The organism is Saccharopolyspora endophytica (assembly GCF_018070075.1).
Lineage (GTDB): Bacteria > Actinomycetota > Actinomycetes > Mycobacteriales > Pseudonocardiaceae > Saccharopolyspora > Saccharopolyspora endophytica.
Genome location: NZ_JAGPXE010000010.1, coordinates 289,611 through 308,405 on the forward strand (window position 1 = coordinate 289,611; position 18,795 = coordinate 308,405).

At 70.4% G+C, this 18,795-nt stretch carries 18 protein-coding genes; 6 read left to right on the forward strand and 12 right to left on the reverse strand.

Features of this window, described 5'->3' with window-relative positions; genetic code table 11:
- The 10 genes from KBO27_RS23380 to KBO27_RS23425 form a co-directional block, all read right to left on the reverse strand.
- On the reverse strand, window positions 1-711 hold the full coding sequence (locus KBO27_RS23380; RefSeq protein ID WP_307870568.1) for an MOSC domain-containing protein: 711 nt from the start codon (window positions 709-711) through the stop codon (window positions 1-3).
- Window positions 712-765: 54 nt separating this feature from the next.
- Window positions 766-1,410: a TetR/AcrR family transcriptional regulator gene (locus tag KBO27_RS23385; protein ID WP_235876859.1), complete on the reverse strand. Its 645-nt coding sequence runs from the start codon at window positions 1,408-1,410 to the stop codon at window positions 766-768.
- 99 nt (window positions 1,411-1,509) lie between these two features.
- Window positions 1,510-1,809 carry a hypothetical protein gene (locus tag KBO27_RS23390; RefSeq protein ID WP_132676376.1) on the reverse strand — a complete coding sequence of 100 codons (300 nt, stop codon included), beginning with the start codon at window positions 1,807-1,809 and terminating at the stop codon, window positions 1,510-1,512.
- Window positions 1,810-1,912: 103 nt separating this feature from the next.
- Window positions 1,913-2,491, reverse strand: coding sequence for a nucleotidyltransferase family protein (locus KBO27_RS23395; protein WP_210972010.1), 579 nt, complete (start codon window positions 2,489-2,491; stop codon window positions 1,913-1,915).
- 53 nt (window positions 2,492-2,544) lie between these two features.
- On the reverse strand, window positions 2,545-3,963 hold the full coding sequence (locus KBO27_RS23400) for an NCS2 family permease (protein WP_246537817.1): 1,419 nt from the start codon (window positions 3,961-3,963) through the stop codon (window positions 2,545-2,547).
- A gap of 176 nt (window positions 3,964-4,139) precedes the next feature.
- Window positions 4,140-4,586 (reverse strand): nucleoside deaminase, encoded by a 447-nt coding sequence (locus KBO27_RS23405; RefSeq protein WP_372448871.1) that lies wholly within the window; start codon window positions 4,584-4,586, stop codon window positions 4,140-4,142.
- Window positions 4,587-4,654: 68 nt separating this feature from the next.
- Complete coding sequence (gene pucD, locus KBO27_RS23410; RefSeq protein WP_210972013.1) at window positions 4,655-6,961, reverse strand: xanthine dehydrogenase subunit D; 2,307 nt, start codon at window positions 6,959-6,961, stop codon at window positions 4,655-4,657.
- A 2-nt stretch (window positions 6,962-6,963) separates the two neighbouring features.
- Window positions 6,964-8,304, reverse strand: coding sequence for an 8-oxoguanine deaminase (locus tag KBO27_RS23415; protein ID WP_210972014.1), 1,341 nt, complete (start codon window positions 8,302-8,304; stop codon window positions 6,964-6,966).
- Window positions 8,297-8,767 (reverse strand): (2Fe-2S)-binding protein, encoded by a 471-nt coding sequence (locus KBO27_RS23420; RefSeq protein WP_210972015.1) that lies wholly within the window; start codon window positions 8,765-8,767, stop codon window positions 8,297-8,299. Before KBO27_RS23420 ends, KBO27_RS23415 begins: the two co-directional genes overlap by 8 nt.
- A complete protein-coding gene (locus tag KBO27_RS23425) occupies window positions 8,758-9,621 on the reverse strand; it encodes an FAD binding domain-containing protein (RefSeq protein ID WP_210972016.1) in 864 nt (287 codons plus the stop codon). Before KBO27_RS23425 ends, KBO27_RS23420 begins: the two co-directional genes overlap by 10 nt.
- Before the next feature lie 239 nt (window positions 9,622-9,860).
- Between KBO27_RS23425 and KBO27_RS23430 the strand changes: the two genes are divergently transcribed.
- From KBO27_RS23430 to KBO27_RS23445, 4 genes are all read left to right on the forward strand, one after another.
- On the forward strand, window positions 9,861-11,360 hold the full coding sequence (locus tag KBO27_RS23430; protein ID WP_210972017.1) for a PucR family transcriptional regulator: 1,500 nt from the start codon (window positions 9,861-9,863) through the stop codon (window positions 11,358-11,360).
- Between the two features lie 371 nt (window positions 11,361-11,731).
- On the forward strand, window positions 11,732-12,955 hold the full coding sequence (locus KBO27_RS23435; protein ID WP_210972018.1) for a type III PLP-dependent enzyme: 1,224 nt from the start codon (window positions 11,732-11,734) through the stop codon (window positions 12,953-12,955).
- A gap of 80 nt (window positions 12,956-13,035) precedes the next feature.
- Entirely contained in the window at window positions 13,036-13,428 is a 393-nt protein-coding gene (gene speD, locus KBO27_RS23440; protein ID WP_132679895.1) for an adenosylmethionine decarboxylase, read from the forward strand.
- Between the two features lie 308 nt (window positions 13,429-13,736).
- Window positions 13,737-14,606 carry a spermidine synthase gene (locus KBO27_RS23445; protein WP_246537818.1) on the forward strand — a complete coding sequence of 290 codons (870 nt, stop codon included), beginning with the start codon at window positions 13,737-13,739 and terminating at the stop codon, window positions 14,604-14,606.
- Window positions 14,607-14,658: 52 nt separating this feature from the next.
- On the opposite strand, the gene KBO27_RS23450 is transcribed toward KBO27_RS23445, so the two are convergent.
- Entirely contained in the window at window positions 14,659-15,720 is a 1,062-nt protein-coding gene (locus KBO27_RS23450; RefSeq protein WP_307870569.1) for a hypothetical protein, read from the reverse strand.
- Between the two features lie 114 nt (window positions 15,721-15,834).
- Here KBO27_RS23450 and rbsK point away from each other — a divergent pair, with 114 nt between their 5' ends.
- Window positions 15,835-16,731 carry a ribokinase gene (rbsK, locus tag KBO27_RS23455; protein ID WP_307870570.1) on the forward strand — a complete coding sequence of 299 codons (897 nt, stop codon included), beginning with the start codon at window positions 15,835-15,837 and terminating at the stop codon, window positions 16,729-16,731.
- 126 nt (window positions 16,732-16,857) lie between these two features.
- Here the strand turns inward: rbsK and KBO27_RS23460 are convergent, their stop codons facing one another.
- Entirely contained in the window at window positions 16,858-17,202 is a 345-nt protein-coding gene (locus KBO27_RS23460; protein ID WP_210972022.1) for a histone-like nucleoid-structuring protein Lsr2, read from the reverse strand.
- A 361-nt stretch (window positions 17,203-17,563) separates the two neighbouring features.
- On the opposite strand from KBO27_RS23460, the gene KBO27_RS23465 reads away from it, so the two are divergent.
- Window positions 17,564-18,022, forward strand: a complete 459-nt coding sequence (locus KBO27_RS23465) for an Lsr2 dimerization domain-containing protein (protein ID WP_210972023.1) — start codon at window positions 17,564-17,566, stop codon at window positions 18,020-18,022.
- The last annotated feature ends 773 nt before the right edge of the window (window positions 18,023-18,795 follow it).

Below are 18,795 nucleotides of genomic sequence, written 5' to 3' on the forward strand. Positions count from 1 at the left end.
TCAACCCGCCCGGACCGCGTCGCCCACGTTCACCGTGCCCGGCCGGGTCACCCGCATGATCACGCCGAACTTGTTCTCGTGTCGCTGGATCAGGTGAGTTTGCAGTTCCCGCCAGCGCTCGCGCCCGTCGGCGTCCCAGCTCGGCACCGCGCAGCGGATGCACGGACCCGCGTGTTCGCCGGTCACGGCCAGTTCCACCTCGCCCGCGGTGATCGTGGCTCCCGCTTCCCAGTCCTGCTCGGCGAACGGCGGCAGTTCCGCGTCCACGTGCAGGTTCGTGCGGAAGCGCCGCAGATCCACCTCCGCACCCATCTCCTCGCTCAGGCCGCGCAGCGATGACTCGAAGGTGACCAGCACCGTCGGTCCGCGGTCCTGCTGGCCGTCGGCCGCGCGCAGGCTCACCGGGATGTTCAGCGACTGCTCCAGCACGTCCGCGAGCTTCGGGTCCTCCCAGGAGAACCGCTGGTCATCGGGGCCGTCGAGGATCGGTGGCCCGGTCGGCTCCGGCACATCGCCGTAGCTCGCCGACCAGGACAGCAAGGTCTGGTTCTGCCGGACGGTGAGGATGTTGCCCGCTCTGCTCGGCCGCTCGTCGAGCAGAGCGTAGGCGCGGTCGCCCGCCACGCCGCGCTCGTCGAAGCGCGCGGCGGACAGCTGCTCGCCGCGCAGCGACTTCACCGGCCAGCGGTTGAGCGTGAGAACCTCGGACACGATCCGACCTCCGTTTCCCCAGGGCGAGGTCACCCTAGCGCGTGAAACGGACGATCAGCGCTTCAACAGCGGCAGCAGCGCCTCGTTGAGCAACCGGTCCACGAATCCGGTGTCCAGCGGCTCGTCGGCCAGCATCAGCCGGTAGATCAGGCCGGCACCGGCCAGCTCGCCGACCGTGTCGATCGGGGCGTTCGGGCCGATCTCGCCGCGCCGCACACCGCGCTCCATGATCCGGCGCAGCACGTCGCGCTGCGGCAGCAGGAACGACTCGCGGAACTTCAGCGCCAGCTCGGGCTCGTGCGGCAGCTCGCCGACCAGCGCTTGCGCGGCCTTGCCGACCGGTCCGGTCAGCAGCGTGGCGAAAGCGCGCAGGAACTCGCCGAGATCGTCGGCGACCGAACCCAGGTCCGGCTCCGGGATGCGGCGCTGGACGAGCTCGTTGCAGGTGTCGATGACCAGGTCGAGCTTGGAGTCCCAGCGGCGGTAGATCGTGGCCTTCCCGGCTCTGGCCTGGGCGGCGACGGCGTCCATGGTCAGCGCCCGGTAGCCGACCTGGGCCAGCACCTCCATCGCGGCCTGGCGCAACGCGGCATCGCGGGAGGCGTCCCGCGGGCGTCCCCGGCCGGCGGGCGGCCTGCTCGGTTCGAGGCTGGCCACCGCTGCTTCCTCCTGGGGTGCACTACTGGTCGGCGCGTTCACGAACGCCATCCTAAGGTCCCCGGCGGCAGGTCTCCGGCGCGCGTGATCGGTGGGTCGCGAAGAGTCACCGACCAGTGGCGTTCCGGTCAGACCGCAGTGCTACTGGGCGGGTGCGTGAGCCGCCGCGGCGCGTGCCGCGCGCTGGGTCGCCTCGTCCGACAGACCGTGCCTGGCCTGCAGGTAGGCGGTGGTGAAGGCGAAGCCGTCCCCGTCGAGCAGGTGGATCACCACGCGGCCCGACTTGCCGGGCGAGAGCTGCTCGATCAGCTGATCGGCCTGGTCCCGAGCGGCGATCAGCCCGGGGGCACGCGCGGTCTTCTTGCCGTCACCATCCGTGACGGTGATCTGCCAGTCATCGCCCTGGGGTACGTAGTTCGCGGTGATATGACCGCCAGCCATGAATGCCTCCGCTCTCCACTTTGCTCGGGCGTTCGAGCTCTTGACCGGAAGACAATGCTAGGTGCACTGGCTCTCAGCAGCGCCTCTCGGTCGTCCTGGCACTCTACGTGGCGGGTCGGTCCAGATCTTCAGGCCGGTCGACATCGAAGCCGTCCGATACGTCGTCACAGGACACCATCGTCACCGTGCGTTGTTTCAGGTAGTCACGAGCGCCGGCATCACCCGTCGCGGACGCGGCTGCACCGGTCCAGTGGTCCCTGCCCAGCAACACCGGGTGACTGCGGCGTCCGCCGTGCGAAGCGGCGGCGAGGGCGTCGGGGGAGGAGAGCGCGGCGACGCGGCGGACGGCCTCCGGGCCGATGCCCGGCATGTCGACCGGGAGGATCACCGCGGCCGGGGCGTCGGACTCGCGCAGGGCCTCCAGCGCGGTCCGCAGCGAGGAACCCATGCCGGAGGGCCAGTCGGGGTTGAACACCGCGGTCACGCCCGCGAGCTCGGCGCGCTCGCGGACCTCGTCGGCCGCGGCGCCGAGGACCACCAGAACCGGGTCGCACCCGGCGTCGGCCAGGACCTTCGCGGTGCGGTCGACGAGGAGCGCTCCTCGGTAGTCGACCAGGGCTTTCGGCATCCCGAAGCGGCGGCCCGCGCCCGCCGCGAGAACGACTCCTGCTGGTGCTGTCACGGATCGACCGTACTGGTCCGGGGACGCGCGGCGGCGCCCCCGGACCCGCGGGCTCAGACCCCGGTCAGGCCGGAGACGAGGAAGTAGACCGCGAAGACGATCGCCAGCGAACCGACCAGCCACCCGATCTCCCGCACCTTGCCCCGGGCCAGCTTGATCACCGCGAAGGCGATCAGGCCGGCACCGATGCCGTTGGTGATCATGTAGGTGAACGGGATGACGGCCAGCGTCAGGAACGCCGGGATCACGTAGTCCGGGTCGTCCCAGGGGATCAGCCGGACCTGCGACATCATCAGCCCGCCGACGATCACCAGAGCGGGCGCGGCGGCCTGCGCCGGGACCACCGACGCCAACGGTGTGACCAGCAGCGTCAGGCAGAACAGCAGGCCGGTGAACACGCTGGCCAGGCCGGTGCGGGCGCCTTCGGCGACACCTGCGGCGGACTCCAGGAACACCGTGTTCGGCGCGGCCCCGGTCAGCCCGCCCGCCGCTGCGGCGACGCCGTCGACGGCCAGGATCCGGCCCATGCCCTGGACCTTGCCGCCCTGGACCAGCCCGGCCTGCGAGGAGACGCTGGTGATCGTGCCCATCGCGTCGAAGAACCCGGACAGCACGAGGGTGAACAGGAACACCGTCGCGGCCACCCCGCCGGCGGCGGCGAACCCGCCGAAGAGGTCCACCTGCCCGAACAGGCCGAAATCGGGGGTGCCGACCAGCTGAGCGGGAAGTTCCGGGACCACCGTTCCCCACTCGTCGGGCGCGACGTCCAGCGCCGCGTTGGCCACCAGCGCCATCACGGTCCCGGCCACGATGCCCAGCAGGATCGCGCCGGGCGTGCGGCGGGCCATCAGTCCCATCATCACCAGCAGCGTCACGCAGAACACCACGATCGGGATCCCGGACAGGTGCCCGTCGGTGCCCATCTGCACCGGCACGGTCGTCTCCTGCGCGTCCGGCACGCGGGTCACGAACCCGGCGCTGACCAGGCCGATCAGGGCGATGTAGAGGCCGATGCCGACGGTGAGCGCGATCTTGAGCGGCTCCGGGATGGCGTTCATGATCTTCTCGCGGACGCCGCTGACCGCCAGCGCCACGATCACGACGCCTTCGAGCACCACCAGCCCGAACGCCTCGGCCCAGGTCATGGTGGGGGCGATGGTGAACGCGACGACCGCGTTCACGCCGAGTCCGGTCGCCAGGGCCAGCGGGGCGTTGCCGACCAGGCCCATCACGATCGTCATGACACCGGCGGTGGCGGCCGTGGCGGTGGTGAGCTGCTCGGGGGAGAGCTTCGCGCCGGTGGCGTCGGTTCCGGAGCCGAGGATCAGCGGGTTGAGCATCACGATGTAGGCCATCGCGACGAACGTGGTCAGGCCGCCGCGCAGTTCGCGGGAGAGGGTGGAACCGCGTTCGGATATCCGGAAGATTCGGTCCAGACCGCTGTCGGGTCTGGTGGTCAATTGCTGGGTCATGCGTCCTCCCATGCCGGTGGGCGCCCCCGGGACGTCGGTTTTCCGGGCAGGGTTGAGCCCGGCGAGAATTCGCCGAATGCCTGGTGCGGGGCGTTTTAGCTGATGCGGACCGCTGGTGCGCGATCCGTTCTAGGTGGCGACCCGGTCATCGCCGTGCAGTGCGCGGGATTGTCCGCTCAGTAGTCGACGCGGTCGGTCTTTGCTCGCCAGGCGTCGAATGCTTCGTTCCTGTTGTGGATCTCGATCCGCGCGATGGCGGTCGGATTCTTGGTGGGGTCGGTCATCGCGTCGTAGAAGGCGCGGTCGTCGAAGCCGGCCGCCGCCGCGTCGTCTCGGTCGGCGGCGAACAGGATCCGGTCGACCCGGGCCCACATCGACGACGCCAGGCACATCGGGCACGGTTCGCACGAGGTGACCAGCACGCAGCCGGCCAGCGAGAACGTGTCGAGCTCGCGGCAGGCGTTGCGGATCGCCACGACCTCGGCGTGCGCGGTCGGGTCCAGGTCGGTGGTGACGCGGTTGGCGCCGGTGGCCACGACCTCGCCGTCGCGCACGATCACCGCGCCGAACGGGCCGCCGCCGCTGTGCACGCTGGCGGTGGCCAGCTCGATCGCCCGGGCCATCCACGTCTGCTCTTGCTGGGTTGCGACATCCACGGACATCGGTTCACTCCAAGGGTTTTCGGCGGTGCTCAGATGATGTGCTCAGGAGCGACCGGGGTGTGCGTGAGGAACTTGCCGGTGGCCGCGCGGATGGCCGCGACGACCGCGGGCGTGGTGGAGATCGTCGGCGGCTCACCGACACCGCGAACCCCGTAGGGCGCGTTGTCGTCCCCGCGCTCGATGACGTCGATCTCCATCGGCGGCATGTCGAGGATGGTGGGGATCAGGTAGTCGGTGAACGAGGGGTTGCGGATCTTCCCGTCGCTGACCAGGACCTCCTCCATCACCGCCAGGCCGAGGCCCTGCGCGGAACCGCCCTGGATCTGGCCGAGGACGGCCTCCGGGTTGACGGCCTTGCCGACGTCCTGGGCGCAGGCCAGCTGCACGACCTTGACCAGCCCCAGCTCGGTGTCGACGTCGACGACCGCGCGGTGCGCGGAGAACGCGTGCTGCACCTGCACCAGGTCGCTGCGCCCGTCGGCGTCCATCGGGGATGTCTGGCGGTGGTGGAACTCGCGGGTCTCCTCGATGACGTCGTCGCCCAGCACCTCGGCGAGGTCGGCGACGACGCCTTCGGCGGAGACGACCTTGCCGCCCTGCAGCGACAGCCCGACCGCGGTCCCGAACCGCTCCACGACCCGGTCGAACAGCACCTCGCGAACGGCCTGGCAGGCGGCCTGCACAGCGCCACCGGTGACGTAGGTCTGCCGCGAAGCGGAGCTCGAACCGGCCGGTCCGACGGAGGTGTCGTTGGGGTGGATGGTCACCCGCTCCACGCCCAGCTCGGTGCGCGCGATCTGCTGCTGCACGGTCACCAGGCCCTGCCCGACCTCGGCCGCGGCGGTGTGCACCATGGCGGCCGGTTCGCCTCCGAGGAGCTGCAACCGCACCCGGGCCGTGGAGAAGTCGTCGGCGCCTTCGGAGTAGCAGATGTTCTTGATCGTCACCCCGTAGCCGATCCCGCGCACCACGCCTTCGCCGTGGGTGGTGTTGGACGCCCCGCCGGGGAGTTCCCGGATGTCGGTGGTGTCGCGCTCGGCCGGCATCGGCAGCGCGCGGACGCGTTCCAGCAGCTCGGCGACCGGCGCGGGGGAGTCCACCACCTGGCCGGTGGGGATGGTCCCGCCCTGCGCGATGGCGTTGCGCACCCGCAGCTCCACCGGGTCCATGCCCAGCTCGTCGGCGAGCTTGTCCATCTGCGACTCGTAGGCGAAGGTCGGCTGCACGGCGCCCAGACCGCGCATCGCGCCGCACGGCGGGTTGTTGGTGTAGAGCCCCCAGCCGTCGATGCGCACGTTGGGCACCACGTACGGGCCGACGCCCAGCGTGGTCGCGTTGCCCACCACCACGGGGGTTTTCGAGGCGTACGCGCCGCCGTCGAAGTACTGGGTGGCCTTGACGTACACCAGCGTTCCGTCGCGCTTCGCGCCGTGCTCGTAGTACATCTTCGCCGGGTGCCGGTGCACGTGGCCGTAGAACGACTCCTCGCGGCTGTAGACCATCTTCACCGGCTTGCCGACGTGCAGCGCGAGCATGCACACGTGCACCTGGATCGACAGGTCCTCGCGGCCGCCGAACGCACCGCCGACGCCGGACATGGTCATCCGCACCTTCTCCGGCGGAAGTCCCAGCGCGCGGGCGGTCTGCTTGAGGTCGGAGTGCAGGTCCTGGGTCGCCAGGTACAGGTCGACGCCGCCGTCCTCGGCGGGGATCGCCAGACCGGACTCCGGGCCGAGGAACGCCTGGTCCTGCATGCCGACGGTGTAGACGCCCGAGACCACGACCTCCGCGGTCGCGTCCGGATCACCCTTGAGGATCCGCTGGTGGCGCACCACGTTGCCGTCGGAGTGCAGCTTCGGCAGGTCCTCGTCGTGCGCGGCCCGCTCGGCGTCGAGCACCGGGGTCAGCACCTCGTAGTCGACGACGATGCGCTCCAGCGCGCGCCGCGCGGTCTCCGGGTGGTCGGCGGCCACCAGCGCCACCGCCTCGCCGACGTAGCGCACCACGTCGGAGGCCAGCACCGGCTGGTCGACGGTCTTGAGGCCGTAGATGTTCTCGCCCGGCACGTCCTCGGCGGTCAGCACCGTGTGCACCCCGGCCATGGCCATGGCGGCGCCGACGTCGATGGAGCGGATCCGCGCGTGCGGGTGCGGGCTGCGCAGCGTCGCGCCCCACAGCATGTCCTCGGCCCACAGGTCGGAGGCGTAGGCGAACTCACCGCGCACCTTCAACGTGCCGTCGGGGCGCAGCGGGGATTCCCCGATACCGCCGTCGATGGCGTCGTCGAGCCGCTGCGGCGTCCGCGTGGGTGCCTGGGCACTCGGTCGGTTGGTCATGATCACGACACCTCCACCAGGCGCAGCCGGGCGCTCGCCCGGTCCAGCTCTTCGACGACGTCTTCTCCGGTGAGCACTTCTCTTCCGCCGCACAGCAGCGTCTCGACCTGCGGCAACCGGCCCAGCACCAGCGCGGCCACCGGGTCGGCGATGCCGGTGTGGTCGAGCCCGCCGAGGCGCCACACGGCGAGGTCGGCGAGCTTGCCCGGTTCCAGCGAACCGATCTCGTCCTCGCGGCCGATGCAGCGCGCCCCACCTCGGGTGGCCATCCACAACGCCTCGCGCACCGACATCGCCCGGGGGCCTCCGGTGGCGCGGGCGAGCAGCAGCGCCTGCCGCATCTCCTCACCGAGCCCGCCGGACTCGTTGGAGGCGACCCCGTCGACCCCCAGCCCGACGGGGGCACCGGCGCTGAGAAGCGCTCGCACGGGGGCGATCCCGGCGCCGAGCCGGCCGTTGGAGCTGGGGCAGTGCGCCGCACCGGTACCGGTCTCGGCGAGCCGCCGGACCGCGGTGGGCGAGAGGTGCACGGCGTGCGCGAGCCACACGTCCGGACCGAGCCAGCCCAGGTCCTCGGCGTACTCCACCGGGGTGCGGCCGAACTCGGCCCGGCACTGCTCCTCCTCGGTGGTGGTCTCGGCGAGGTGGGTGTGCAGCCGAACCCCGTTGCGGCGGGCCAGTTCCGCGGCCTCCCGCATCAGCTCCGCGCTCACCGAGAACGGCGAGCACGGGCCGACCGCGACCCGCACGCGCGCACCCGGCGCGGGGTCGTGGAAGGCGTCGATGGCCTGCTGCGTTCCGGCCAGCGCCTCGTCGCGGTCCTCCACCACCGAGTCCGGCGGCAGCCCGCCCCGGGAACGCCCCCGGTCCATCGATCCGCGCACCGCGTGCAGCCGCAGGCCGATCCGCTCGGCGGCGGCGACCACCGCGCCGAAGACGTCGCCGCCCTCGCGCGGGAACACGTAGTGGTGATCGGCGGCCGTCGTGCAGCCCGACCGCGCCAGCTGCGCCAGCCCGGCCGAGGCGGCGGCGTGGACGGTCTCGACGTCCATCCGCGCCCACACCGGGTAGAGCTCGGTCAGCCACTCGAACAGCGTCGAGTCGGCGGCGTGACCGCGCGTCGCCCACTGGTAGAGGTGGTGGTGGGTGTTGACCAGTCCGGGAGTGACCAGGCATCCGGTGGCGTCGACGCGGCGCACCGGGACGTCCTGCGGCGGAGCCGATCCCGACCCGACCGCGACGATCCGGTCGCCCTCGACGACCACGTGGCCCTCGGCGAACTCGGTCCCGGCGTCATCGACCGCCACGACCGATCCGCCCTCGACGACGATCCGCTCAGGCATCGGTTCTCCGCTGCGCGGCGAGGCGAACGGCGTCCATGATCTTCTCGTATCCGGTGCAGCGGCACAGGTTCCCGGCCAGCGACTCGCGGATCTCCGCGTCCGAGGGCTTCGGGGTGCGCTCCAGCAGGTCGTGGGCCTGCACCAGCAGGCCGGGCGTGCAGAAACCGCACTGCACGGCGCCGGTCTCGACGAAGGCCTGCTGCACCGGGTCCAGCTGCTCCTCGTCGGCGAGCCCTTCCACGGTGCGCACCTCGCGGCCCTCGGCCTGACCGGCCGCGACCAGGCACGAGCACGCGGGCACGCCGTCCAGGTAGACCGTGCACGAACCGCATTCGCCCTGCTCGCAGGCGTTCTTCGAGCCGGGGAGGCCGAGCCGCTCGCGCAGCACGTACAGCAGGGACTCGCCCTCCCAGACGTCGTCGGCCTCCTGCCGGCGTCCGTTGACGGTGAACTTCAGGCGCATTCCTGCCTCCCGGAGCGGTGCTCGTGCCAGGTCCAGTTCAGGGTCCGGCGGGCCAGCACGCCCAAGGCGTGCCTGCGGTAGTCGGCGCTGCCGCGCACGTCGTCGATCGGGGACGCGGCCTGCGCGACGAGCTCGCCGAACCGGCGCGCCACGGAGTCCTCCAGCGGGGCGTCCCAGTCGAGTTCGGCGGTGAGGAAGTCCTCGGCCTCCCGCGCCCGGATCGGGGTGGGCGCGGCGGAGCCGATGCCGGTGCCGACGGTCTTGCCGGCCGGGTCCAGCGAGATCGCGAAGGTGCACACCGCGATGACCATCGCGTTGCGGGTGCCGACCTTGGAGAACTGCTGCGGGCCCGCGGCGGGCGCGATCCGGACGGCGGCGATCAGCTCGTCGGCTTCCAGGACGTTGCGCTTCGGGCCGGTGAAGAACTCGTCGACGGGGATCACCCGCGATCCGCGCACGGACTCGACCTCGACGCCCGCCCCGGCCGCCAGCAGCGGTGGGTGGGCGTCTCCGGCAGGAGAGGACGAGCCGAGGTTGCCCGCGACGGTGCCGCGGTTGCGGATCTGCGGGGACCCCACGGTCCGGCTGGCCATCGCCAGACCGGGCACTCGGGTGCCCAGCTCCTCGATGAGCCGCGCGTAGGGGACGCCCGCGCCGATGCGCAGCACGTCACCGTCCGGGGCCCACTCGGCGAGCTCGGGCACGGTGGTGAGGTCGAGCAGGACCTCGGGCCGGTGCCGGTCGAAGTTCAGCTCGACCATCACGTCGGTCCCGCCCGCGATCGGTGTGGCGTCCGGATGCGCGGCCTTGGCTTCGAGCGCTTCCCGCCAGCTGGCGGGGCGGAGGAATTCCACGTCGTACTCCTTCTCGACCGGCCGGTGCGCTGATGTGGCCCAGTACACATTCGTCGAGTAGCCCCTGGCTAGCGGGCGAAACCCCGAAAATGACTACCCCCTGAACGGGTGCGGTTGTATGTTCCTACAAATGGGGTCGCCCCACTCGGCGGTGCGGGCTGGAGGCCCTCCGGCGTGCCCATCGCTCCGGTGGGGCGACGAGAGAGCGGCTCCGCCGCTCGCCTGACGGAGGAGCGAGGGTGCGCCTGCGGGATCTGCTCGCCGACGACGAGCTCGGCCTGGTGCTGCTCAACGACGCGGATGCGCTGGAGCGGCCGGTCCGCGGCGTCTACATCACCGACCTCATCGACCCCCGCCGCTACCTGACCGGCGGCGAGCTGGTGCTCAGCGGCCTGGTCTGGCACGGCGGGCCTGAGGACTCCGAACAGTTCGTCAGGGCCCTCGTCGACGCCGGAGTGGCGGGTCTGGCCGCCGGAACGGCGCGGCTCGGCCACGCCCCGCCCGACCTGGTGACGGCCTGCCGCGAGCACGGGCTGCCCGCGTTCGAGGTGCCGATCACGGTCAGCTTCAACGCCCTCGCCGAACGAATCCAGTGGCGCGCCGCCCCCCGCCGCGAGCTGATCTCCGCGGTCGCCGCCGGAGCCGACCTCGACCGGGTGCTGCGGATGGCCGCCGACGACCTGGGCGCCGAATGCTGGGTCCTGTCGGCCACCGGCTGGGTCGTCGGCGGCACCGCCGACCTGCCCGAGCAGACCCGCCGAGGCGCGCTCGCCGAGTTCACCCGCGGCCGGTTGCCGCGCACCTGGCGCGCGGGCGAGCCGCACGTGCTGTGGCCGGTCGAAACCGGCGCCGAACCGACGGCGGCCCAGTGGTTCGCGCTGGTCAGCGGCGACCTCGTGGAGTGGGACGAGCACCGCCAAGCCGTCGCCACCGACCTGGGCACCGTCGTCGCGCTGGTGCGCGCCCGGGTCGACGAGGCCCGCCGCATCGCAGGCCGCTCCGTCGAAGCCGCGCTGCGCAGGCTCCTCGAAGGGAGCTCCTCACCCACCGAGGTCGCCGCCCGGCTCGAAACCGCCGGCCTCCCGGCCGACGAACCGCTGCGCGCCGTGGCGATGGGCGTCGGCGACCCCGCCGAATCCACGACCCTGCTCCGCGAGATCGCGGCGGCCACCGGCATGGCCTCGGTGACCGCCCCGCTGGGAGACGGCGCCGTCGCGCTGTTCGTCGACGACCCCGAACACCTCGCCGACCTGGAGCACCAGCTCCGGCGCATCGTCGTCGACGCCGAAGCCGGGCTGGGGGAGCGGCGGCTGGCGATGGGCATCAGCGACATCACCGCCGCGACCGCGCTGCGCGGCGCGCTCGACGAGGCCGCCTACGCCCGCAGGCTCGCCGAGCAGCGCCGCGGACGGGCCGAGGTCGCCGTCGCCGTGGAACTCGCCTCGCACGAGGTGCTGCTGGCCTCCGCGCCGGACGAACTGCGCCGCTCCTACCGGGACCGGCTGCTCTCCGCCGTCATCGACTACGACGCCGCGCACGGCTCCGAACTCGTGCGAACACTGCGCGTGTTCCTGGACAACAACGGTTCCTGGTCGCGCTGCGCCCAACTGCTGCACGTGCACGTCAACACCCTGCGTTACCGCGTCCAACGGGTCGAGGAGCTCACCGGCCGAGACCTCTCCGACTTCGGCACCCGAGTCGACTTCTACCTCGCCCTCCGCCTCAGCACGGACGCCTGAAACCGTCAGGCAAGCGACGTGGTCGCTTTCTCAATACCCCACCTGAGCAACCGGCACCGCCGCGGGTTCTGAGCGGTGCTGTGGCGAGCACGCCGTGACGCCGTGTATTGGCATACATCAGGAGCGGCGCGCGGAGTCCACAGCTCCGCTCAGGTTCCGCTACCCGCGCCGCCGAGCAAGAGGACCACGGACAGCAGATACAGGTCAGTGCCAGTGCTCACAGGTGGCCGTCCTGAGGTGGGTGCCGTTCGAAATCTGACCTCGGGAGCGGTACCGTGCTTGGTCGCAGTTGCGGTCGCCGAGCGCCCGGTCGAAGGGCAGCGAAGACGCGGCGAGAAACCCACCCATCCCCCGAGACGGAGGTAACGGGATTGACCGATCTGTCCGCCACCACCGGCGTGACGGACCGCCCGAGCGGCACCGCGCAGGAACCCGGGCGGGGCAACGGGAATCCGGATCCGATCCGACGATTCCTGGATCAGCAGAACCCCGAAACCCCTTGCCTGGTCGTGGATCTGGCGCAGGTGCGAGACCGCTACCGGCAACTGCGCACCGCGCTGCCGGACGCGCGCATCTGCTACGCGGTCAAGGCCAATCCCACTCCCGAGGTCGTCGGCGAGCTCATCGCCGAGGGTGCCTCGTTCGACGTCGCCAGCCCCGGTGAGATCGAGCTGTGCCTGGCCAAGGGCGCGGCACCCGAGTCGATCTCCTACGGCAACACCATCAAGAAGCGCCGCGACATCGCCCGCGCCCACGAGCAGGGCGTGCGGCTGTTCGCCACCGACAGCCACGCCGACCTGGTCAACATCGCCGAGGTCGCGCCGGGTTCGCAGGTGTTCTGCCGCGTCCTGGTCGACAACACCGGCTCGAAGACCCCCTTCGGCCGCAAGTTCGGCTGCACCCCGCAGCAAGCCGCCGACCTGCTGGTCCGCGCCGCCGAGCTGGGCCTGGACCCGTACGGCGTGTCGTTCCACATCGGATCGCAGCAGCTGGACCCGGCCGCCTACCGGCACGGCGTCGACGCCGCCGCCGGTGTGTTCGCCGACTGCGCGGCGCGCGGAGTGCGACCGCGCATGGTCAACCTCGGCGGGGGACTGCCCGCCGGCTACACCGAGACCGCGCCGCCGCTGGCCGACTACGTCACGGCCATCGAGCAGGCGTTGGAGCACGCGTTCGGCCCGCAGCGGCCGGAACTGCTCATCGAGCCCGGACGGTTCATCGTCGGCGACGCCGGCGTGCTGCGCAGCGAGGTCGTGCTGGTCACCGACTCCTGCGACGGGCAAGGGCGTTGGGTGTACCTCGACATCGGGCGCTACAACGGACTCGCCGAAACCGAGGGCGAGGCCATCACCTACCGGTTGCGCACCTCGCGCGACGGTGATCAGGAAGGCCCGGTCGTGCTGGCCGGGCCCACTTGCGACGGTGACGACGTGCTCTACCAGCGGACCCGCTACGAGCTGCCGCGCACGCTGCGCGGCGGCGACTGGGTGGACCTGCTGTCGGCGGGCGCGTACACCGCGAGCTATTCATCGGTGGGTTTCAACGGGTTCACCCCGCTGCCCACCTATTGCGTCGACGGCGATCAGCGGCCGTGATCTGCTGCGGCGGCACGTCCGTCCGCGGTGGTGCGAGAAGCGAGACGCGGCGAATCTGCGAAATGATGGGAGGTCGATAGATGTCCGTTGACACCGGAGCACAGGTCGGTCTGTTCACCGGAAGGCACGTCCTGGCAGAGCTGGAGGGCGTTGAACCGGAACTGCTGGACGACGAGCAGTACCTGCGAGAAGTCCTGCACAACGCGCTGAGCGAGTCGGACGCCACGGTGTGCCAGATGATCGCCAAGCGGTTCGACCCGCAAGGCGTCACGGTGTTGGCGCTGCTGTCGGAGTCCCACGCCTCGCTGCACACGTACCCGGAGGACGGCTCGATCTTCATCGACGTGTTCACCTGCGGGCACACCGCGAAGCCGGAGCTGGCCGTGGAACTGCTCGCCGAAGCCCTCCAGCCGACGACCAAGAACGTGCAGACGATCCAACGAGGCCACGACTACGCCGAACTGGTCTGCTGAGGGGGCGACGGTCGTTCTCGGCCTGCGTGGCGGTGCGGGTGGCGGAACCTGAGCGCCTCCGTGGTCTCCGTGCGCCGCTCCTTGAGTATGCCAATGCACGGCGTCCCGGCGTACTCGCCACGAAGCCGCTGGAGAACCCGCGGCGGTGCGAGTCGCTCAGGTGGGAAACGAAAGCGGCTTCGCCGCTTGCCGGATTTCCGCAGTGGGACCTGAGCCGGGGACGGTCTACTTTCGCGTGTCGGCGGGCCCGCCACGGGAGCCGGCGGGATGCTTGGCACAAATCGATGGGGAATTCAGGAGGAACACCGTTGATCGAACTCGACGGGCACCGGTGGATCAAGGAGCCGATGGGCGCCGACCTGCAGCGCCTGTGGCGGGTGGACGACGTGCTGTGGGAGGGCGACACCCCCTACCAGCACGTGGTGATCGCGCGGACCGCGCAAGGCGTCTCGCTGTTCTGCGACGACGACCGCCAGAGCACCGAGTTCTCCCAGCTGGTCTACCACGAGGCCATGATGGTGCCGGCGTTCCTGCTGGCCGCGCAGGTGGAGCGGGTGCTGATCATCGGGTCGAGCGAGGGCGTGGCCAGCCAGATGGCCGTCGCCGCCGGCGCGACCCGGGTGGATCACGTCGACATCGACGAGCTGTGCGTGCGCAAGTGCGCCGAGCACCTGCCCTACGGCTACACCCCGGAGGAGCTGGCTGCCGCCGAGAAGGGCGAAGGCCCGGTCACCCTCCACTTCGCCGACGGCTGGAGCTTCCTGGACACGGCCCCGCCGGAGGGCTACGACATCGTCGTGGTCGACCTGCCCGACGAGCGCGCTGACGACGACGGTCAGCACAACCGGCTCTACGGCCTGGAGTTCATCCAGCGCTGCCAGTCGGTGCTGTCGGCCGGTGGTGTGGTGGCCTTCCAGGGCGGCTGCCCGACGGTGTGGCGCAACGAGACGCTGATCCGCGCCTACAACCGGTTCCAGTCGGCGTTCGAGACGGTCGCCTACTTCGGTTCCGACGAGCACGAGTGGGCGTTCCTGTTCGGCCGGGTCGAGCCGATCGACGACCCGATCAACCTCATGCTCGAAGCGCTCCCGAGCAGCGCTTACGAGCCCGAGACGATCGACGACGCGTCGCTGATCGGCGCCACGGTCCCCCCGATCTCGGTGCGGAACCAGTCCTGATCCGACCAGGCCCCTGACCAGGGGAACCGCCTTCCGCCCTCGACGCTCCGCCCTACGGGGCGTCGAGGTAGGGGTGGAAGTCCATCGCCCCGTCGCGCGGGAGGAACCACTGGTCGAAGGCGAGGCCCTGGGTGTGCAGCTCGGCTTCGAGCTTGGCGGCCCGCTCCACGACCTCCGGCTCGGCGTCGCCGGCCAGCGGCACGTCGATCTCGTAGAGCTCGTGGTGCTCCAGGCCGCCGAGCGCTGCGTCCGCGAAGTTCTCGAACACCGGCTCGCTGTCGTCCCACGACATGAGCTCCGCGGCTTCCAGGACCACCCGCGCCTCGTTGATCACCAGCCGCAGCGCGAGCGCTTCGGCGACGCTGCGCGGCGAGGTCCACACCGGTTCGGTGAGCCGGACCGCCACGGCCGCTGAGGCCAGCACGAACGCGCGGGCGAAGAACGCGTCGTAGCGCTTGTCGTAGCAGGGCGGCAGCTCTTCCAGGACGAGCAGTCCGACGGCGTCGGCGACGGTCGCGTTGTTGACCGCCAGCGCCAGCTCGTCGTAGAAGATCTCGTCGGTCACCACCCGCACCGCGTGCACCAGGGCGCCCGCGGCCAACGCCGCCTGCTCTCCCCCGACGCCGAAGACCTCGGTGTCGAAGGCCCGCAGCCTGGGAGCGAGCTCGGTGAGCCGGCGCTTCCAGTGGGCGGCGTCCATCGCGGGCTCGCCGGAGGACTCCAGGGCCTCCTCGATGGCGGCCTGCAGCGCGTCGTCGGCGTCGACGTCGTCCGCGGCGGCCAGCCGCTCGTTGAACTCGTCCTCGGTGATGCGCACCGCCGACTCGGCGACGGACCAGCCGATCAGCAGCTCGGTCTCGACGATCAGCTCGTCGAGCACCGAGGCCGCGCCCTCCTCCGCCGCCTGCAGCGACGGCGCGTCCAGCGCGAGCAGCACGCTCACGCCCGCCGGGTGCACGGTGATGCGGTAGTCGAGCACGTCGATCTCGGACTCCTCCGGCCCGCTGACCCCCTCGACCATGGCGAGGTGGCGGTCGAGCACGGCCGCGACCCCTTCCTGCTGCAGCGGGTCCAGCTCCACCACCTCGGCAGGTGGCGCCAGTTCTGCCGTCACCGCGTAATCCACCGCGTATCGCCCTCTCCTCGACTGCTGGACGGCATGGTACGACGTCCCCCTGCCGGTGACCCGTCCAGCAGGCGGGGTGTCGGAGTCGGCCATGATGGTCCGGTGACGACGAGCGTGGTGGTCTTCGGCAGCTGCAACATGGACCTGGTGGCCTACGTGCCGGTCGCGCCCCAGCAGGGCGAGACGGTCACCGGCCGCGAGTTCCGCACGGTCCCCGGTGGCAAGGGCGCCAACCAGGCGATCGCCGCCGCGAAGGCGGGTGCGGACGCGCGCATGATCGGCGCGGTCGGTGGCGACGAGTTCGGAGCCGAGATCCGCCGGGTGCTCCAGGAATCCACTGTGGACGTCCAGGGCCTGCGAACGGCGCCCGGCCGCAGCGGAACGGCGCACATCGTGGTCGACGACGGTGGCGACAACTCGATCGTCGTGGTCCCGGCGGCCAACGGAACCGTGGACGCGCTCGCCGACGGCGACGAGGAGATCATCGCCGGTTCGGACAGCCTGCTGCTGCAACTGGAGATCCCGCAGTCCGGGGTGGCCGCGGCTGCGGCGGCGGGCAAGCGCAACGGCGTGCGGGTCGTGCTCACCCCCGCTCCGGCGGTCCCGCTGCCCGAGGAACTGCTGCGCGACGTGGACCTGCTGGTGCCCAACGAGCACGAGGCGGCCGTGCTGACCGGCCACGACGACCCCGAACGCGCGCTGACGGCGCTGCTGGAGCTGGTTCCCGAGGTGGTGATCACGCTCGGTGCCCGGGGGTGCGTCTACGGCAGCCGAGAAGGGGCCCGCCACGAGGTCCCGGCGTTCGAGGTCCAGGCGGTGGACACCACGGCGGCCGGCGACACCTTCGTCGGTGTCCTCAGCGCCGCGCTGGGCGAGGGAGAAGAGGTCCCGGCCGCGTTGCGCAGGGCGGCAGCGGGATCAGCACTGTCCGTGCAGCGCAATGGCGCGACCAGCGCGATGCCGACTCGGGATGAAATCGTCCGCTTCATGGCGAACTGATAGTCGGAAACCTCGATTACCGGCTGCCGACGACCGCCACCGGCGGTCATTGCCGGGTAATGCGCGAGACTTTTGCGGGAGGCCGGAAATGTCCGAAGCCAAATCCGGCCACCCGTGCCCGGCTGTTCACCCAGCGTTGTCGTAAGCCTCGACGATCTCAGCCGGAATGCGACCCCGGTCGGAAACCTGCATGCCCTGTTCCCGAGCCCATTCCCGAATGGCCTGGTTGCGTTCCCGGTCGGCCTGCGTCGGCGCGCCCGAGGGCTTGCCCGGCTTGGTGCCAGACCGCTTGCGGCCACCGGTCTTACGTGCGTTGGCCACGAAGGAGGCCAGCGCGTCCCGCAGTTTCGCGGCGTTGTCGACGGACAGGTCGATTTGGTAGTTCACCCCGTCCAGGGCGAACTCGACGGTGCTGTCGGCTTGCGAGCCGTCGACATCGTCGACCAGCTGCACGGTGACTTTCTGCGCCACGGTTAAACCTCGATTCCGGCTCGAATCCAGTCTCTGCGCGCACATGCCCGCGCGACGAAGAGCGAGCGAACAATAAACGATCGTCGGAAGAATGTTCCACCCGGTATCGAATTTCGGCCGCCGGTCGGATTACCTTGGGTTCAAAACCGGCGCATCCGGTTACCGACCGTTAGTCGGGCGGTGGCCGGGCCGCGGCAGCGGACGTCCGGCGGGCCGAGCGGTTTTCGGCCGATCGGGCTGCTGTTCTATGGTTGAGTGCGAGACATCTGCTAAGTGTCGTGCTACAACGTGGTCAGGACCAGCAGTAGTCTTACCTGGAAGTCGCGGATCGAGACGGGGCGCGTTCCCGAGACAGGTGATCATGGCCGAGCGGATTCAGGTTGATCTCGTCGATGACATCGACGGGTCGCCAGCCAAGCACACCGTCACTTTCGCGCTGGACGGCGTGAGCTACGAAATCGACCTGAACGACGGCAACGCTCAAGCGCTGCGTTCTGTGTTCGACCGCTACATCAAGGCCGCTCGCGCGCCCAAGCCCGCGGCTCCTCGCAGCACCAAGCAGCAGGAGCGCGAAGAGGAGCAGGCGCGGCAGGCCAACAAGCAGCTCACCGAGCAGATTCGCGGTGCCGCCCAGCGCACCCGCGAGGCCTTGAAGAAGCCGGAAGCGGCGGATGCCGCGCAGGCTCCTGAGAAGGACGCTGAACCGGAGCCGGTCACCGCGAAGGAATCGGAGCTGGTTCCCGCCGAGGAGGCCAAGCCCGAGACCGGTGCCGAGGCGCCGGCGGTGTCGCTGCCGCTGTTCTCCTCCGCCGTCGACTAGAACCGGCGCGACGACCGCAGCAAAAACCGCACCGGAGATCTCTGCTGAATCCGGTGCGGTTCGAGTTCTCGGGTGTTGTTCAGTCCGCCGCGCGGTGTCTCCGCGCACGCGTGCGGGTGCCCGTCGCGCGCGTTTCCTTCACCGGTGCCGAGTCCGCTCCGTCGGCGAGCGCGGCCGCGAACTCCGGTGGAGCGCTCGGGCCCCAGTTGCGATCCTCCGGATCAGCCAGAGTGTTGCGCAGCTCGGTGTATATCGGAGTCGAGTCCACTGCTACCCCCGTTCTGACAAGTCGTCGGCAGGCTACCCGCGAAATCGCGCAGTACCCGCTCCTAAGACCAACTACCACCCGAAGGTGGATCGCGCACTACGCCCGCCGTCCACGAGCCGTTCATGCCGCGAAACCCTCCAAATGGCTTCTGACCTGGGGTTTTACCCTTTAAGGGGGGGTGGTGTTCACGGGGTTTTTCGGGGTGCGTAAAGTATTCCAAGTCAGAGCGACACGGGCCGGGAAAAACCGGGTCGGGCCTGACGGGGCCCCGAGAACCTCGCTTAAACCTTAGGGTGTTAGTGTGGTGGGGCCCGAGAAAAACGGGTAAGACCTTTTGATAATGTGAATACCGATTGAGCGGTTGTTTCGCTTGATGTTGCCGGGTACGGGGCTTGCTTGAAGGTCACGGAATGGCGACGGACGAGAATGAGACCCCCGGTTTGACCGAGGAAATCAGGATGGTCTAGAGTAGGAAACACCGCGAGAGCGGGAATCACCGAGGAAA

Coding starts and splice junctions, on each gene's coding strand:
- KBO27_RS23390 (WP_132676376.1), bottom strand. CDS start 1,809: ATGGCTGGCGGTCATATCACCGCGAACTACGTACCCCAGGGCGATGAC.
- KBO27_RS23400 (WP_246537817.1), bottom strand. CDS start 3,963: ATGACCCAGCAATTGACCACCAGACCCGACAGCGGTCTGGACCGAATC.
- KBO27_RS23405 (WP_372448871.1), bottom strand. CDS start 4,586: ATGGCCCGGGCGATCGAGCTGGCCACCGCCAGCGTGCACAGCGGCGGC.
- pucD (WP_210972013.1), bottom strand. CDS start 6,961: ATGACCAACCGACCGAGTGCCCAGGCACCCACGCGGACGCCGCAGCGG.
- KBO27_RS23415 (WP_210972014.1), bottom strand. CDS start 8,304: ATGCCTGAGCGGATCGTCGTCGAGGGCGGATCGGTCGTGGCGGTCGAT.
- KBO27_RS23420 (WP_210972015.1), bottom strand. CDS start 8,767: ATGCGCCTGAAGTTCACCGTCAACGGACGCCGGCAGGAGGCCGACGAC.
- speD (WP_132679895.1), top strand. CDS start 13,036: ATGTCCGTTGACACCGGAGCACAGGTCGGTCTGTTCACCGGAAGGCAC.
- KBO27_RS23465 (WP_210972023.1), top strand. CDS start 17,564: ATGGCCGAGCGGATTCAGGTTGATCTCGTCGATGACATCGACGGGTCG.